General features: G+C 35.7%; 15 protein-coding genes. 11 read left to right on the top strand and 4 right to left on the bottom strand.

Features of this window, described 5'->3' with window-relative positions:
* Positions 1 to 38: 38 nt before the first annotated feature.
* Positions 39 to 1835, bottom strand: coding sequence for an excinuclease ABC subunit UvrC (uvrC, locus tag C8P67_RS11085; RefSeq protein WP_115813236.1), 1797 nt, complete (start codon positions 1833 to 1835; stop codon positions 39 to 41).
* A gap of 389 nt (positions 1836 to 2224) precedes the next feature.
* Between uvrC and C8P67_RS11080 the strand changes: the two genes are divergently transcribed.
* The 5 genes from C8P67_RS11080 to C8P67_RS11060 all read left to right on the top strand — a co-directional run bounded on the left by C8P67_RS11080 (position 2225) and on the right by C8P67_RS11060 (position 6006).
* On the top strand, positions 2225 to 2701 hold the full coding sequence (locus C8P67_RS11080; RefSeq protein WP_115813235.1) for a hypothetical protein: 477 nt from the start codon (positions 2225 to 2227) through the stop codon (positions 2699 to 2701).
* A gap of 219 nt (positions 2702 to 2920) precedes the next feature.
* Entirely contained in the window at positions 2921 to 3904 is a 984-nt protein-coding gene (locus tag C8P67_RS11075) for a succinylglutamate desuccinylase/aspartoacylase family protein (protein WP_115813234.1), read from the top strand.
* 65 nt (positions 3905 to 3969) lie between these two features.
* Entirely contained in the window at positions 3970 to 5232 is a 1263-nt protein-coding gene (locus tag C8P67_RS11070) for a pyridoxal phosphate-dependent decarboxylase family protein (RefSeq protein ID WP_115813233.1), read from the top strand.
* Positions 5201 to 5764, top strand: a complete 564-nt coding sequence (locus C8P67_RS11065) for a 5-formyltetrahydrofolate cyclo-ligase (protein WP_115813232.1) — start codon at positions 5201 to 5203, stop codon at positions 5762 to 5764. Before C8P67_RS11070 ends, C8P67_RS11065 begins: the two co-directional genes overlap by 32 nt.
* A gap of 44 nt (positions 5765 to 5808) precedes the next feature.
* Positions 5809 to 6006 carry a hypothetical protein gene (locus tag C8P67_RS11060; protein ID WP_115813231.1) on the top strand — a complete coding sequence of 66 codons (198 nt, stop codon included), beginning with the start codon at positions 5809 to 5811 and terminating at the stop codon, positions 6004 to 6006.
* 58 nt (positions 6007 to 6064) lie between these two features.
* Here C8P67_RS11060 and C8P67_RS11055 read toward each other — a convergent pair whose 3' ends face one another.
* From C8P67_RS11055 to ileS, 3 genes are all read right to left on the bottom strand, one after another.
* A complete protein-coding gene (locus C8P67_RS11055) occupies positions 6065 to 6670 on the bottom strand; it encodes a lipoprotein signal peptidase (RefSeq protein ID WP_115813230.1) in 606 nt (201 codons plus the stop codon).
* An 88-nt stretch (positions 6671 to 6758) separates the two neighbouring features.
* Complete coding sequence (locus C8P67_RS11050; protein ID WP_100842901.1) at positions 6759 to 7139, bottom strand: TraR/DksA family transcriptional regulator; 381 nt, start codon at positions 7137 to 7139, stop codon at positions 6759 to 6761.
* Positions 7140 to 7143: 4 nt separating this feature from the next.
* Entirely contained in the window at positions 7144 to 10554 is a 3411-nt protein-coding gene (ileS, locus tag C8P67_RS11045; protein WP_115813229.1) for an isoleucine--tRNA ligase, read from the bottom strand.
* 440 nt (positions 10555 to 10994) lie between these two features.
* On the opposite strand from ileS, the gene C8P67_RS11040 reads away from it, so the two are divergent.
* Genes C8P67_RS11040 through C8P67_RS22120 form a run of 6 tightly spaced genes read left to right on the top strand, consistent with a single transcriptional unit; the run spans position 10995 to position 15645 of the window.
* Positions 10995 to 11594, top strand: coding sequence for a DUF4255 domain-containing protein (locus C8P67_RS11040; RefSeq protein WP_115813228.1), 600 nt, complete (start codon positions 10995 to 10997; stop codon positions 11592 to 11594).
* The gene (locus C8P67_RS11035) at positions 11591 to 12436 is read left to right on the top strand and encodes a hypothetical protein (protein ID WP_115813227.1); all 846 of its coding nucleotides are present in this window, start codon (positions 11591 to 11593) and stop codon (positions 12434 to 12436) included. The genes C8P67_RS11040 and C8P67_RS11035 overlap by 4 nt, the downstream gene beginning before the upstream one ends.
* Before the next feature lie 20 nt (positions 12437 to 12456).
* Positions 12457 to 14559 (top strand): phage tail sheath C-terminal domain-containing protein, encoded by a 2103-nt coding sequence (locus C8P67_RS11030; RefSeq protein ID WP_115813226.1) that lies wholly within the window; start codon positions 12457 to 12459, stop codon positions 14557 to 14559.
* A 39-nt stretch (positions 14560 to 14598) separates the two neighbouring features.
* Positions 14599 to 15027, top strand: coding sequence for a phage tail protein (locus tag C8P67_RS11025; protein ID WP_115813225.1), 429 nt, complete (start codon positions 14599 to 14601; stop codon positions 15025 to 15027).
* Positions 15028 to 15029: 2 nt separating this feature from the next.
* Positions 15030 to 15476 (top strand): phage tail protein, encoded by a 447-nt coding sequence (locus C8P67_RS11020; protein ID WP_115813224.1) that lies wholly within the window; start codon positions 15030 to 15032, stop codon positions 15474 to 15476.
* A 7-nt stretch (positions 15477 to 15483) separates the two neighbouring features.
* Entirely contained in the window at positions 15484 to 15645 is a 162-nt protein-coding gene (locus C8P67_RS22120) for a DUF5908 family protein (protein ID WP_170141451.1), read from the top strand.

Genomic DNA, 15645 nt, shown 5'->3' with positions numbered 1-15645 from the left:
TACTTTACTTTTGATTTTTCTTCTTCTTTTAGAAAACATCATTTTTGCGTTTTGTAAAAGTCGGTAATTTTTTTTGCTTTTGACACTCCTACAACATCAGAAATTTCTTTTTCTGCAGCTAATTTTAATCTTTTAACACTTTTGAAATGCTGAATTAAAGTCAGCATTGTTTTTTCGCCAATTCCAGGAATACTTTCTATCGAAGAATTTAGTGCTGCTTTGCTTCTTTTATCTCTGTGAAATGTTATTCCGAAACGGTGAGCTTCATTCCGCAATTGCTGAATAACCTTTAAAGTCTCCGATTTTTTATCCAAATATAAAGGAATAGAATCTCCGGGGTAAAATAACTCCTCCAGTCTTTTTGCAATTCCTATAATCGCTATTTTGCCACGCAGTCCAAGAGCATCAATACTTTTTAAAGCCGAAGACAATTGTCCTTTACCACCGTCAATTATAATTAAATTAGGCAGCGGTTCATTCTCGTCCAGCAGTCTCTTGTAACGGCGATAAACTATCTCTTCCATCGAAGCAAAATCATCTGGACCTACTACTGTTTTTACATTAAAATGACGGTAATCTTTTTTACTTGCTTTACCATCCTTAAAAACCACACAGGCCGCAACGGGATTAGTCCCTTGAATATTTGAGTTATCAAAACATTCTATATGCCTTGGCTCAACCGGCAGCCGCAGATCACTTTTCATCTGTGCCATAATCCTGTTGGTATGGCGGTCCGGGTCAACAATCTGCAATTGTTTGAGCTGTTCTATTCTGTAAAACTTAGCATTCCGAATAGACAGATCTAATATTTGTTTTTTATCGCCTAGCTGCGGTACAGTAATCTTTATTTTTTCACCTAAATCCAATTCAAAAGGGACAATCACTTCCTTAGAAAGTAAATGAAACCGTTCCCGCAGTTCTACTATTGCCAGTTCTAACAATTCTTCATCAGATTCATCTAATTTCTTTTTAATTTCCATTGTATGCGAACGAATAATGGAACCGTGAGAAATCTGCAGAAAATTGACAAAAGCCGCACTCTCGTCCGAAACTATAGAAAAAACATCAATATTGGTAATCTTCGGGTTTATAATAGTAGAACGGGATTGGTAGTTTTCGAGAATTTCTATTTTTTCCTTAATCTTTTGCGCTTCTTCAAACTTCATATCCTGCGCCAAACTGGTCATTAAACGCTTGAAATCTCTCATGCTTTCTTTAAAATTTCCTTTCAGAATTTCGCGTATAGCATCTACCTGTTTTTGATAATCTTCTAATGTTTCGTAACCTTCGCATGGGCCTTTGCAATTGCCGATATGAAACTCCAGACAGACTTTAAATTTTCCGCTGTCAATATTGTTTTTGCTCAAATCATAATTGCACGTGCGCAATGGATACAGCTCTTTTATTAAATCCAGAATGGTGTGCACTGTTTTGAAACTAGTGTATGGACCAAAATATTCCGATCCGTCTTTGACCATTCTTCGGGTTGCAAAAATCCGGGAAAAAGGTTCTTTCTTGATGCACAGCCATGGATAGCTTTTATCATCGCGCAGCAGCACATTATATCTTGGCTGCAGGGTCTTTATCAGATTGTTTTCTAATAAAAGCGCATCACTTTCTGTAGGTACCACAATATGTCTTATGGTTACTATTTTCTTAACCAGCACATTCGTCTTGGCCGTATCGTGAATTTTATTAAAATAGGAAGAGACTCTTTTTTTAAGATTCTTAGCTTTGCCTACATATAGAATTTTCCCTTCTTTATCATAATATTGATATACACCAGGTCCATCGGGAAGGGTTTGTATTTGCAGGGCTAAAGTTGGATTGACCATTGTATTTATGAATGCAGATTAACTTTTCAATATACAAATATACTCATTAATCTTTTTTGGTTTGAACTCCGCCTCTGCCAAAACATTCTTAAGATAATTCCATAGTATACTGCTGCAATACCCCATATTTTAATTAATTTCATTAAAATATTATATATATCAATTAAAAATTTCATAGCAAATATTAAATTTTTAATAACATTTATTAAAAATTTAATTACTTTATTTAAATTTTTAAATGATAAATAATAAATTTTTAAATGATAAATAATAAATTTTAAAATTAATTATTAAAATTTTAGTTATGAAAAATAAAATTTTGAATCAAACAATCAAAATTTTAAATATTTTTTTTTAATTTTAGATAAAATATTCAAATTCAGCACCGTATGCCAATAGATAATTTAGGTAAAGTCCATTTTTCGGACAAACAGATTCAGGATATAAACCAAGCCTTGACAGTTTTAACGGCTGCTTTGGAGAATATGTCTGTAAATCTGACTCCGTCAGAGCATCAAAAATATGGACGAGTAAAAGAGAAAAATAAATTACTAATCGATAAGGTAAAAAACTACCATGATAATGAACCCCAACTGAGTTCTCCTGAGGTAGACTGGGATGAGTTTAATCGTGATTACAACAATCGTTTCCAAGCTTCGCAGATGCTGTCCAAAATAAAATCGATCGAAAACCAGCTCATAAATATTAAAATACTGGGCGATTACGACAATTATTCCGATGCACTGAGAGATTATCAATATGCCAAATACAAAAACAGGTTTGCTTCTGAATACGGCTATGAAAGAAAAATTGAAGATATGATAGGTTTTTTTCCTCGGACAGGCATAACTAAAAAGAAGATTTAAGATTCTACGCTAACAATAAATTCCATGCCTGCTGATGCTGTTTTTTAACTTTTTTAAATATTTATGTTTTGATCTGTCATCTGGTAATTTTGCCTGATAATAATTTCTATATTTAGCTTTTATTTTATAACATGAAATGAGCATGACGGCACATTGGCCAGATACACCAATAGTTATGTAAATTGCTATGCCCCATAAAAAAATAAATTGTGCCTACACATGAGAGACTCAAGACCATTAGTGATTTTTGGCGAAAGTGTTTTGCCCGGAGAAAGTAAAAACATTCAATTAGAAATTGCCCGGCTGCATACTACAACTAAGCTCACTATTCCTATTATTGTAAAACGTTCCAAAATAGCAGGACCCGTGGTTTTATTTTCGGGCGGCATACATGGAGACGAGATTAATGGCATAGAAATAGTAAGACAGCTTGTTAGCAAAAAAATAAACAAACCAAAAAAAGGCACTATTATCTGTATTCCTATAGTAAACATCTACGGATTTATCAATAAATCAAGGGATTTTCCAGATGGACGAGATTTAAACCGAGTATTTCCAGGAAGCAGAAAAGGATCCTTGGCCAGCCGATTTGCTTATCATATCATCACCGACATTATGCCTCTTGTGGATTATGCTGTCGATTTTCATGCCGGTGGTGCCGGCAGATTTAATGCCCCTCAGATTAGGCTTACGCCGAATAACCCCAGTGTAAAAATACTAGCCGAAGCTTTTAATGCTCCTTTTACTTTATTTTCAAAAAATATTGCAGGCTCTTTCCGGAGCGCAAGCGAAAAATTAAATGTAAAAATGCTTCTTTTTGAAGGAGGAAAATCTTTGGATATTAATCATGATGTTGCCCAAGAAGGTATAAATGGGGTGAAACGCCTTTTAAAGCATCTGGATATGCTGGACCTGAAACACTATGCTCCGCCGTCAAAAAAACAAACTATTTATATCGAAAAATCTGGCTGGCTAAGAGCCAAATGTTCTGGTTTGCTGATAGACAATAATCTGGTCGGACAATTTGTAAAAAAAGGAACTGTACTGGGTATGATAACCGATCCTTTTGGAAAATTTGAACGCAAAATAAAAGCTCCAAATGATGGTTATATTCTCAATGCCAATCATTCTCCCATAGTGTATCAGGGCGATGCTATTTATCACCTTTCCAATACAGGAGAAGACGAACTGGAAGAAGAGTAAAATCCTAACAATTATCATATTTTCTCCCGCTCAATACACTTATTTTTGAAAAAAAATAAGACATTATGCTGTATTGGAAAAAGTTACCCCAAAAAGAAAGACAAGCACGAATTGAAAAGGCTTTGGAAGAAAATGTCAACTTTAGTCTTGACACATCTCTGGGTTATCCCGCCTCAAAACTAGACAGTAAAGTATATTATGAAGAAGCTTCTTTCCTGACAGACGCTCCCACATTAAAAACTTATGTTGCTAATCCCAATCACATTGGGTGCCATACCTTAGGCACTTCCGAAAAAGCTTTTAAAGGCACACAGGAGATGGAACGAGAAGTTCTTGATGTACTCGCCGTAGATCTTTTTAAAGCTCAGCCCCAATCCTATGATGGTTATATTTCTCCCGGCGGAACCGAAGCCAATATTCAGGCCATTTGGATGTATCGTAATTATTTTAGTTATAAATTAGGGGCCAATCCTTATGAAATAGCAATTTTAGCTTCCGAAGACACACATTATTCTATACCAAAAGCAGCCAACATCCTAATGCTCGATTGGCTCAAAGTACCCGTTGATTTTGAAACTAGAGAAATAGATACTTTCCAATTAGAAAATATTATTATTAAAGCCAAAGAAAAAGGAAAAAGGTATTTTATTGTAGTTTCTAATATGGGAACAACCATGTTTGGAGCAATTGATAATCCCAACGACTATGCTCATGTTCTGGAAAAACACCATTTAATTTATAAAATACACATTGACGCGGCTTATGGAGGTTTTATATATCCGTTTAGCAATAAAGAAAGTGAACTAAATTTTGAGAACCCAAAAATCAGTTCCATAACTATTGATGCCCACAAAATGCTTCAGGCACCTTATGGCACTGGCATTTTTTTGTGCCGAAAAGGATTGATTGAAAACGTTCTGACCAGAGAAGCCGAATATATAGAAGGAATGGATTTAACCCTTTGCGGAAGCCGTTCGGGTTCTAATGCTGTAGCCGTCTGGATGATTTTGTTTACTTACGGTCCTTTTGGCTGGTGCGAAAAAGTGCGATTACTGCAAATGAGAACCCAATGGTTATGCGATCAGCTGGACGAATTGAAAGTAGCTTATTTTAGAGATCCGTTCATGAATATCGTTACCATTCAATCCCAATACATACAAGAAGCATTGGTCAAAAAGTTCGATTTGGTTCCCCAAAAACACAACGGTGATAATTCCTGGTATAAAATTGTGATTATGGATCATGTAGAAGTAGATCATTTGAGTACTTTTATAACCGATCTAAAAGAATCACTTTATGTTGAAAAAAGCATTACGGACAAAGTATAAAGCGTTAAGGAACCAGCTGTCAGAAATTGAAATTGAAGAAAAGAGTCTGGCTATTGCCAATGAAATACTAAAACTTCCCATTTGGGACAAAACTTATTTTCATGTTTTTCTGCCCATTGAAGAGCAGAAGGAAGTCAATACCGAATTTATACTGCATCTTCTTTCCGGAAAAGATAAGGAGATTGTAATTTCAAAAAGTGATTTCGAGTCTAGAAACATGACTCATTTTCTTTTGACGGATAATACCAAAATAAAGAAAAACGAATACAATATTCCGGAACCTGTTGATGGCATTGAAGTTCCTGCAGCAAAAATTGACGTGGTTTTTGTACCGCTTTTGGCTTTTGACAAAAAAGGAAACCGCGTAGGTTACGGCAAAGGATTTTATGACAAATTCCTCTCGCAATGCAAACCCGAAACGATTAAAATTGGACTTTCTTTCTTCGATCCCGAAGAATCAATTTTGGATATTTTTGAAAATGATGTAATATTGAATTATTGTGTTACACCAAATAGAGTTTATGAATTCTAGTTTATAAGACGTATTTTTGCCCTTATAAAACCTACTATTTAATTATGAAATTATTTAAAACTCCAAGATTTACAACACAAATCCTGATTGCACTATTCGCTATTACATTAACGAACTGCAGTGTCAATGTTGGCTCAAAAAACCACAGTACCACCAAAACAAAAAAGATTCCTCCAGGACAAGCAAAAAAAGTATCCGGTCAAAAAAGCGCCAAAAATCATGCTCCCGGCCATAATAAATAAAACGAAAAGAGGCTGCCCGTAAATAGGCCAGCCTCTTTCTTTTTTTTTAAATAAAATATTAATGATTTTTATGAAATGCTTTTTTATTAAAAACTATTAAAATTCCAACACCTGTAGATATAGCCATATCGGCTACATTGAAGATGGCGTTAAAAAAAGTAAAATTACGCCCGCCAAAATAAGGAACCCATTCCGGCATCGGATAGTCTCTTACAAAAGGAAAATAAAACATATCTACAACCTGTCCGTTTAACCAAGTACCATAAGGATTGTCTGAAAATATAGTAGCCATCTGCTGATGGCTGTCATCAAATATAACGCCGTAAAACACAGAATCTATAATATTTCCTAATGCACCGGCAAATATCAAAGCAATAGCAACAATAAGATAATTAGAACTTCTTTTTCTTTCAACAGCATCCCACAGCCAATATCCAATTCCTGTTACAGCAAAAAGCCTAAAAACAGTTAGGATTAATTTTCCGTATTCTCCTGGTATTTTTGTCCCCCAGGCCATTCCTTCATTTTCGATAAAATGAATTTGGAACCAATTGAAGACATGGACTTCTTCTCCTAAAATAAAATTGGTTTTTACATATATTTTAGAGACCTGATCTACTAATAATATAAGAACAATCAGAAAGTATGCTTTGACTAATGACATCTATAAAAATTTTAACGGCGTAAAAGTAGTAAATTAAGAAAAAAAAACGCTCCAAAAGGAGCGTTAATTATTGTGGGATAAAAGACTTTTATCTTTGAAGATTTTTTGCCTCGATGCTCATTGTAGCGTGAGGAACAATTTTCAGTCTTTCTTTTCCAATTAATTTTCCGGTAACTCTGCAGACACCGTACGTCTTGTTTTCTACTCTAAATAATGCACTCTTCAAATCTCGTATAAACTTTTCCTGACGGATTGCAAGCTGTGAGTTAGCTTCTTTTGACATGATTTCGCTGCCTTCTTCAAATGCTTTAAACGTGGGAGATGTATCATCCGTACCGTTGTTAAGGTCATTCATGTAGGCGCTCTTAATCAAATCTAAATCAGCCTGAGCCTTTACGATTTTATTCTGAATGATTTCCTTAAACTCTGCTAAATCAGCGTCAGAGTATCTTGCAACTTCATCTACCATAATACTAATTTTTTGTAATTATTATACTTGTTGTTATTCCATCAAAGTCAATTTCCGTGCCGTTAGCTATAACTTCCTCAAAAACAAGACTTTCTGTCAGTGTTTCTGATTTTATATAGTCTTCATTGGCTTTTACTGCTGTTTCCAAAGTATCATTATTTTGCAAATGAACTTTAATTTTATCCGTAACCTCAAATCCTGCATCTTTACGGATGTTTTGAATTCTGTTTACCAATTCTCTCGCAATTCCTTCTTGTTTCAGCTCGGGAGAAATTGTAATATCCAGCGCAACTGTTATTCCGTTTGAATTGGCAACCAGCCAACCCTCGATGTCCTGCGACGATATTTCCACATCTTCTAGTGATAAAATTACACTATTTCCAGCAATAACAATGGCTAGCGTGCCTTCTTTATCGAATTGTGCGATTTGTTCTGCAGATAAATTCTGTATCTCTTTGGAAATCAATCCCATATCTTTTCCGAAGCGTGGTCCCAAAGCTTTAAAATTAGGCTTAATCTGCTTGATTAAAATACCCGAAGCGTCGTCTAAAAGCACTATTTCTTTGACGTTTACCTCTGCTTTTATCAGGTCTGAAACGGCCTCAATTTCTTGCCTCTGACTCTCGTCAAGTACTGGAATCATTACCTTTTGCAGTGGCTGGCGTACCTTAATCATTTCCTTTTTTCGCAGTGATAAAACAAGGGAAGAGATGGTCTGCGCTTTCTGCATTTTGCTCTCTAACATTTTATTAACATACTTTTCAACTGAAACCGGGAATTGAGCTAGATGTACCGACTCAAAATTTTCTGTTTCAGCAGCTTTTGTCAGGTCTTTGTAAAGTGCGTCCATAAAGAACGGAGCTATTGGTGCACTTAGTTTACTAATGCTGACCAAGCAGGTATAAAGCGTCTGATAAGCAGCAATTTTATCTTGTGCATATTCCCCTTTCCAGAAACGGCGGCGACATAAACGAACGTACCAGTTACTTAAATTCTCCTGCACAAATTCGGATATCGCGCGAGCAGCTTTTGTAGGTTCATAATCGGCATACGACTCATCAACTGTTTTTATTAATGTATTCAATTCGGATATAATCCATTGATCGATTTCAGGTCTTTCGTTTACCGGAATTTCAGCTTCTTCATATTTAAATCCGTCAATATTTGCATAAAGACTAAAGAACGAATACGTATTATATAATGTTCCAAAGAATTTACGGCGTACCTCAGCAATTCCTTCTAAATCGAATTTTAGGTTATCCCAAGGATTCGCATTCGAAATCATGTACCAGCGCGTAGCATCAGGACCATATTCTTTTAATGTTTCAAAAGGATCGGCTGCATTTCCTAGACGTTTAGACATTTTTTGTCCGTTTTTGTCTAGAACCAAACCATTTGAAACTACATTTTTATAAGCGATTTTATCAAATACTAACGTACCAATTGCGTGTAAAGTATAAAACCATCCACGAGTCTGATCTACACCTTCGGCAATGAAATTCGCTGGAAAATCTTTGTTATCATCAATTTTGTCTTTGTTTTCAAACGGATAATGCCATTGTGCATAAGGCATTGCTCCAGAATCGAACCAAACGTCTATCAAATCAGACTCACGTTTCATTGGTTTTCCAGATGCCGAAACTAATGTAATCTGATCAACTACATTTTTATGCAGATCAATCAAATCATAGTTTGATTCGTCCATATTTCCAATTTCAAAACCTTTGAAAGGGTTTTCTTTTTGGAAACCTGCAGCAATTGATTTTTCGATTTCGCTGTATAATTCTTCGACAGAACCGATTAACATTTCTTCTGTCCCTTCTTCGTTTCTCCAGATTGGCAATGGAATTCCCCAATAACGGGAGCGCGATAAATTCCAGTCATTAGCATTTTTCAGCCAATTTCCAAAACGTCCTTCTCCGGTTGCTTTTGGTTTCCAGTTAATGCTTTCGTTAAGGTCGAACATTCTGTCTCTAACCTCGGTGATTTTTATAAACCAAGAATCTAGAGGATAATATAAAATAGGCGTATCAGTTCTCCAGCAGTGCGGATAACTGTGCACATATTTTTCTACTTTGAATGCTTTATTTTCTTCTTTTAACTGAATTGCAATTTCAACATCTACAGAACGTTCTGGTGCAGGACCGTCTGCAGCTGTATAGTATTCGTTTTTAACGTATTTTCCAGAATATGTTCCCAATCCGTCAATGAATTTCCCCTGCAGATTTACTAATGGAACCGGAGTTCCGTTTTCATCTAAAACTAACATTGGCGGTACTTCCGGAACAGCTTCTTTGGCTACTTTGGCATCATCAGCACCAAAAGTAGGAGCTGTATGTACAATTCCAGTTCCATCTTCGGTAGTCACAAAATCTCCCGAAATTACTCTAAAAGCATTTTCCGGATTTTGATATGGTAACACAAATGGAAGTAATTGTTCGTAACGGATTCCAACCAGATCAGCTCCTTTAGCTTCCGCTAAAATCTGATAAGGAATTTTCTTATCTCCTTCTTTGAAATTTTCAAAATCAGAAGCTTCAGTACTTGCAAAAAATCCTTTCCCGAATTGCTTTCCAACCAAATTTTTGGCCAAAATTACTTTAACAGGTCGGAAAGTATATTGATTGAAAGTTTCAACCAAAACATAGTCGATTTTTGGACCAACTGTCAAAGCGGTATTTGATGGTAATGTCCAAGGAGTTGTCGTCCAAGCCAAGATGTGAATATCTCCAAATCCCTGAAGAAATGAAGGCAATGTATCGTTCAACGCTTTGAATTGAGCCACAATCGTAGTATCAGTAACATCACGGTAACTTCCCGGCTGATTTACTTCGTGAGAAGACAATCCAGTTCCCGCTTTTGGCGAATACGGCTGGATTGTGTAGCCTTTGTACATCAAATCCTTATTGTAGATTTGTTTCAGTAACCACCAAACCGATTCCATGTATTTGGATTTGTAAGTCACATATGGATCTTCCATATCTACCCAATATCCCATTTTTTCGGTCAGGTCATTCCACACATCGGTATAACGCATTACGGTTTTCTTGCACGCTTCGTTATATTCCTCTACGGTTATTTTTTTCCCAATATCTTCTTTGGTGATTCCTAATTCTTTTTCAGTACCCAATTCCACAGGCAGTCCGTGAGTATCCCAACCCGCTTTACGCTTTACTTGGAATCCTTTTTGAGTTTTATATCTGCAAAAAATATCTTTAATCGCACGTGCCATCACGTGGTGTATTCCAGGTAATCCATTTGCCGAAGGCGGCCCCTCAAAAAACACAAACGGTTCAGCACCTTCACGGGTAGTTACGCTCTTTTCAAATATATTTTCTTTCTTCCAAAAATCCAGCACTTCGGATGCCACTGTAGGCAAGTCAAGTCCTTTGTATTCAGTAAATTTTGTGCTCATTTTATCCTTTTCTTAATCGAGGTGCGAAAGTAAGAAATTTTAAAATAAAAAGGCAGTTAGCACCTGTAAAAGTTACAATTTGTCATTTTTTAATATCCAAACAATTTTTTTTAGGCTGAAAAAGAAACAAAAAATAAATAAAACACTAAAAACTAGTTTGTTACATGTAAAAAACAGGTAATTATACGCATTTTGAATTTTTAAAATAGTTGTAGGTTTGAGCCTCTAAATCAGTAAGTTAAAATATTTTAACACACTAAACCTATCGAAGCTGCTGCCCAGACTTTCGGCAAAAACAGCTTCAGAAAATGCTTTGTCATACATATTGAAATTATAGAACATCATTTTTTTGAATTTATCATAATGAATTTTTAGCATCAAAATCATCCGTGATTTGTCTCACTGAATATTAAGAATTATAATTAAAACCAATTACCCTTATGTTGTTTGAAGTTATACAGATAATCACGGAACAAGTCAACTCTTATTTACTAGAATGCGGATTAACCAAATCGGTTATTGTTGAAAATATTGGGCTGCCGGAATCACAAACTGAAAATATTGCAACATTAGTAGACAAAGTGGCGCTGACCCTTTTAAATCTTCAGGAAGAAGCAACTCTGAAAAACATTCCTAATCATTACTATGAGAACAATAAAATAGTCTATAGAAATTCTGTTATTAATCTCAATTTATTTTTACTTTTTTCTGCAAATAGAAGCACTTACAGCAAGTCACTCAAAGACATATCTAAAATAATAGAGTTTTTTCAGGGTAAAAAACTCTTCAATCAATCCAATACTGTTTTTGACAGAAATGCCGCTGCAATGAGCGATGTTGACAATTTTTGTTTTACGGTTGAACTTTACACTCCCACTTTTGAAGAACTCAATTATATCTGGGGAACGCTTGGTGGAAGGCAATTACCATCAGCATTATACAAAGTGAGCATGATCCAGATCGAAAGAAATATTTCGCAGGGAGAACGTGATCTTCTTAATCAAATAGGTGCTGCAACACAATCAAAAATACAGCCATGAGTTTTTTAGGATCCTATTCGCTGCTTTTTGAGGCCACCATTTTGCATGGGTATTTCCTTAATGAGGGAGAAACGGCTTTTGATGCCATGGCTGATGATAATAAAATAAAAATGTTATCCAAATACAATCACGACTCCTTTATTGAAATTAACCCAACTATGGAAACAGTCACGGTATTGAAAAATCTTAAATTGTTATATAAAAAAAACAAAAAAGGTTTTAGTATTTACACCAAAATTAATGAATCGGATACTGCTGATCCATTTGTAAATATACCTGCAGACTTAAAATTGGATTTTACAATGAGAACCAAAGATTATCAGTTTGAAAATTATACTGATTTGGAGTTTTCTAACACAAAATTATTTTATTTCAGTAATGTAAGACCAGCTACAGAGCCAGTTACTTTTAAATATATCCCCAAAATTGACGATTCCATCTTTATCTCAAATGACTTTTCGGTCTCACAAAAGACATCAGAAAATTTGCTGTCATCCCTTGCATTTACTGAATCCAAAGGTCTTTTTGGCATACTATCAATAGTAATGACTGGGGATTCTCCTGCTAATAGTGTTTTGACACCTTCAGGCAAATTGAAAACGCCTGAACTTAATTTTAAAATTCATTTTGATAACAGAAAAACTTTTTGGAGATACATCAATAAAAAAACACCGATAACTCTGGAAACCAATTCTGCAAAACCTCTCACTAATTCCGGTTTTGTAGAAATAGATCCCTCAACAGATTTTACACCTTCGGCGCCAGCCGGACAATATCCCAATCCTACCGTAAAATCGATTACAAAAAAAGCGAGCAAATTTTATTCTGAAATATTTATATAATACTTTAAAAAAAGACGACTATGGCAACTACTTACAAAACACCCGGCGTTTACATTGAGGAAATTGTAAAATTTCCACCTTCAGTAGCGCAAGTTGAAACAGCTATTCCTGCATTTATAGGATATACGGAGAAAGCAACCAACAAGATTAAAGGAGATTTAAAACTAGTTCCAACAAGAATTACGTCCTTGCTTGACTATGAAAAATTTTTTGGTGCTGCAAAGCCGGAAACTACTATTAGCGTAACTGTCAATGATGTAGTTGATAATGGCACTACAACACGATCTGTTATTGTAAACCAACCGTCCAGCAGACAGCCTTTTTTGATGTATTATTCGATGCAGCTGTTTTTTGCAAATGGTGGCGGCCCGTGTTACATTATATCAGTTGGCCGTTATGGCGATGATTTAGATGACGCTGATACAAAAGTAACATCCATAAATGATAGCAGCCAATTAAAAAAGGGTCTGCTTGAATTAGAAAAAATGGATGAACCAACACTTATCCTTTTTCCTGATGCCACTCAGGTAACGAGTATTACTAAAACTGATTTTTATGGATTATATAATGATGCTTTGAACCAATGCAAAAAATTGCAGGATCGATTTACAATTATTGATACACTTAGCTACGATGCTTCCAGCCCTACAGATACAAACGTTGATGATTTGAGAGGCGTTATTAGTTCAGAAAAAGATACTCTAAAGTATGGAGCTGCTTACTATCCGCATTTAGAGACAATTTTGGATTATAGATATAATGCAAGCGATATTAAAATTAATCACTTTACCTCGCCTGCTCCTGACGCCATGTCAACAGTATTAAGCGATTTAGCAAGTTCAAAAGCCGCAATTACACCATTAATAAGCAAATTAAAAACTGTACCTGTCACAAATGATAATCTAACAGGAAGCATTGCAGCAGTTTTGAGCTTTATTGAATCACCAACCGGTTTTGATAATGCAGCAGCAGGAGATTTTTCGGTGGCAAAAAACACTCTCTTTATACCTCTATTAGAAACACTGACTTTAGATTTAACCAATCTTATTGGAGAAAAAGAAAAAATTAAAAAAGCTGCAAAAGCCGCAATAGCTTCTGATGAGGAAGACCAAGTAACCAGAGATGCTATTACCGCAGCTTTAAAAAATCTTACTGATCTTTTTGAACTGCCTAATAAAATTGAAAGCGTTAAAACCAATTTGGCAGATTTATTAGGCAAGGCAAAAACAGCAAATACCTCAGTAAAAATAACTGCTAATATTAAGGGAGCAGCAGGAGTTACTACCGTACTTTCTGAAGTTCCAAAAATTTTGCATTTCACATCGCCCGCCTCTATCCTTGGCCTGCCAGCTGCTATCACTTTTGATATTGATCTTTTTGCGCCCATTATATCCCGTATTGATGCAATTACTGCAACTGTTACAGCTGCAAAACCAAACGATAAAAATAACGGTGCCATGAATGGCCGATTTTTAGGAGACATCACAGGGCTTGACAATGCCACCTACAATAAAATACTTGCCGAAATTTCTAATCTTTCAATAACGCTTCCACCGAGTTCTGCCATAGCAGGAATTTATGCAAGAGTAGATGGTGATCGAGGCGTGTGGAAAGCACCAGCCAATGTCAGCTTGAACTATGTTATCAGCCCTACCGTAAAAATCACTAATAATATACAAGATGGATTGAACGTGGATACCGTAGCAGGAAAATCTATAAATGCAATACGCACGTTTACAGGAAAAGGAATTCTAGTCTGGGGATCAAGAACACTTGCCGGAAACGACAACGAATGGAGATATGTGCCCGTGAGACGTTTCTTTAATATGGCAGAAGAATCCATTAAAAAAGCAACCGAACAATTTGTATTTGAACCTAATGATGCCAACACATGGGTACGAGTACGCGCAATGATCGAAAACTTTTTGATTTTGCAGTGGAGAGCCGGAGCATTGGCTGGAGCCAAACCAGATCAGGCTTTTTACGTCCGAGTTGGATTGGGGCAAACGATGTCGGCAATAGACATTCTTGAAGGCCGAATGATTATTGAAATTGGTATGGCAGTTGTTCGCCCTGCAGAATTTATCATTCTTAGATTCTCACACAAAATGCAAGAATCATAATCAATAAATCAATCTTTATAAACTAATAAAATATCAATTATGAGCTATCCATTATCCAAGTTTCATTTCCGAGTAGAATGGGGAGGAACAAATATAGGTTTCACAGAAGTTTCCGGTCTAGACGTTGAAACAGAAGTTATAGAATACCGTCAGGGAGCAAGTCCTGAATATAGCAAAATAAAAATGCCCGGCATGCAGAAATATGCCAATATCACACTAAAAAGAGGTTCTTTCAAAAGTGATAATGAGTATTACAAATGGTGGAATACCGTAAAATTGAACACTATAGAACGAAGAGATATTACCATTATGCTCCTCAACGAAGAACATGACCCGGTAATAACCTGGAAAGTAAAAAATGCATGGCCGACAAAAATACAGTCAACCGATTTAAAAGCTGATGGCAATGAGGTTGCTATCGAATCTATGGAATTGGTTCATGAAGGATTATCCATTCAAAATGAATAATTATGGCTAACTATTATCCACCCGTAGGCTTTCATTTTCTGGTTGAATTTGATCAGCTGGGCACAAAAGAAAAAGACCATCAATTTCAATCAGTATCAGGACTTTCTGTAGATCTTGAAACAGAAGAAGTTGTCGAGGGTGGAGAAAATAGATTCAAACACAAACTTCCTGTAAAAACCAAATATCCCAATTTGGTTTTAAAAAGGGGGATTCTTATTGATTCTGACGTAATTGAATGGTGCAGAAAAGCAATAGAAAATTTCGAATTTAAGCCTGTAGATTTAACTGTAAAACTCTTGAATCAAGACCATGAGCCATTAATGCACTGGAAAGTTATACATGCCTATCCGGTAAAATGGGCGGTCGAAGATTTGAGCGCTTTAGAGAGTAAAATTGTTATTGAAAGCTTTGAGCTTGCTTATAATTATTTCACCCTCCATAAAAAATAATTTTATCATGCCAATAGAAATTAAAGAGCTGCACATTAAAATAAACGTCAACGAAAACTCAAATCCGGGTGCAGAACCGGCTTCTTCATCATCTGCTGCTGAAAAAGACATTGTGGCCGAATGCGTCGAGCAGGTAATGAAGATTATTGAACGAAAAAAAGAACGATGA

The organism is Flavobacterium aquicola (assembly GCF_003385115.1).
Classification (GTDB): domain Bacteria; phylum Bacteroidota; class Bacteroidia; order Flavobacteriales; family Flavobacteriaceae; genus Flavobacterium; species Flavobacterium aquicola.
Note: the sequence above shows the minus strand (reverse complement) of the source record. Positions and strands in the feature narration are given on the sequence as shown.

Excerpts from the sequence above, each read along its gene's own strand:
- uvrC (WP_115813236.1), bottom strand. The coding sequence starts at position 1,835 with ATGGTCAATCCAACTTTAGCCCTGCAAATACAAACCCTTCCCGATGGA.
- C8P67_RS11080 (WP_115813235.1), top strand. The coding sequence starts at position 2,225 with ATGCCAATAGATAATTTAGGTAAAGTCCATTTTTCGGACAAACAGATT.
- C8P67_RS11075 (WP_115813234.1), top strand. The coding sequence starts at position 2,921 with ATGAGAGACTCAAGACCATTAGTGATTTTTGGCGAAAGTGTTTTGCCC.
- C8P67_RS11070 (WP_115813233.1), top strand. The coding sequence starts at position 3,970 with ATGCTGTATTGGAAAAAGTTACCCCAAAAAGAAAGACAAGCACGAATT.
- C8P67_RS11065 (WP_115813232.1), top strand. The coding sequence starts at position 5,201 with ATGTTGAAAAAAGCATTACGGACAAAGTATAAAGCGTTAAGGAACCAG.
- C8P67_RS11060 (WP_115813231.1), top strand. The coding sequence starts at position 5,809 with ATGAAATTATTTAAAACTCCAAGATTTACAACACAAATCCTGATTGCA.
- C8P67_RS11055 (WP_115813230.1), bottom strand. The coding sequence starts at position 6,670 with ATGTCATTAGTCAAAGCATACTTTCTGATTGTTCTTATATTATTAGTA.
- C8P67_RS11050 (WP_100842901.1), bottom strand. The coding sequence starts at position 7,139 with ATGGTAGATGAAGTTGCAAGATACTCTGACGCTGATTTAGCAGAGTTT.
- ileS (WP_115813229.1), bottom strand. The coding sequence starts at position 10,554 with ATGAGCACAAAATTTACTGAATACAAAGGACTTGACTTGCCTACAGTG.
- C8P67_RS11040 (WP_115813228.1), top strand. The coding sequence starts at position 10,995 with ATGTTGTTTGAAGTTATACAGATAATCACGGAACAAGTCAACTCTTAT.
- C8P67_RS11035 (WP_115813227.1), top strand. The coding sequence starts at position 11,591 with ATGAGTTTTTTAGGATCCTATTCGCTGCTTTTTGAGGCCACCATTTTG.
- C8P67_RS11030 (WP_115813226.1), top strand. The coding sequence starts at position 12,457 with ATGGCAACTACTTACAAAACACCCGGCGTTTACATTGAGGAAATTGTA.
- C8P67_RS11025 (WP_115813225.1), top strand. The coding sequence starts at position 14,599 with ATGAGCTATCCATTATCCAAGTTTCATTTCCGAGTAGAATGGGGAGGA.
- C8P67_RS11020 (WP_115813224.1), top strand. The coding sequence starts at position 15,030 with ATGGCTAACTATTATCCACCCGTAGGCTTTCATTTTCTGGTTGAATTT.
- C8P67_RS22120 (WP_170141451.1), top strand. The coding sequence starts at position 15,484 with ATGCCAATAGAAATTAAAGAGCTGCACATTAAAATAAACGTCAACGAA.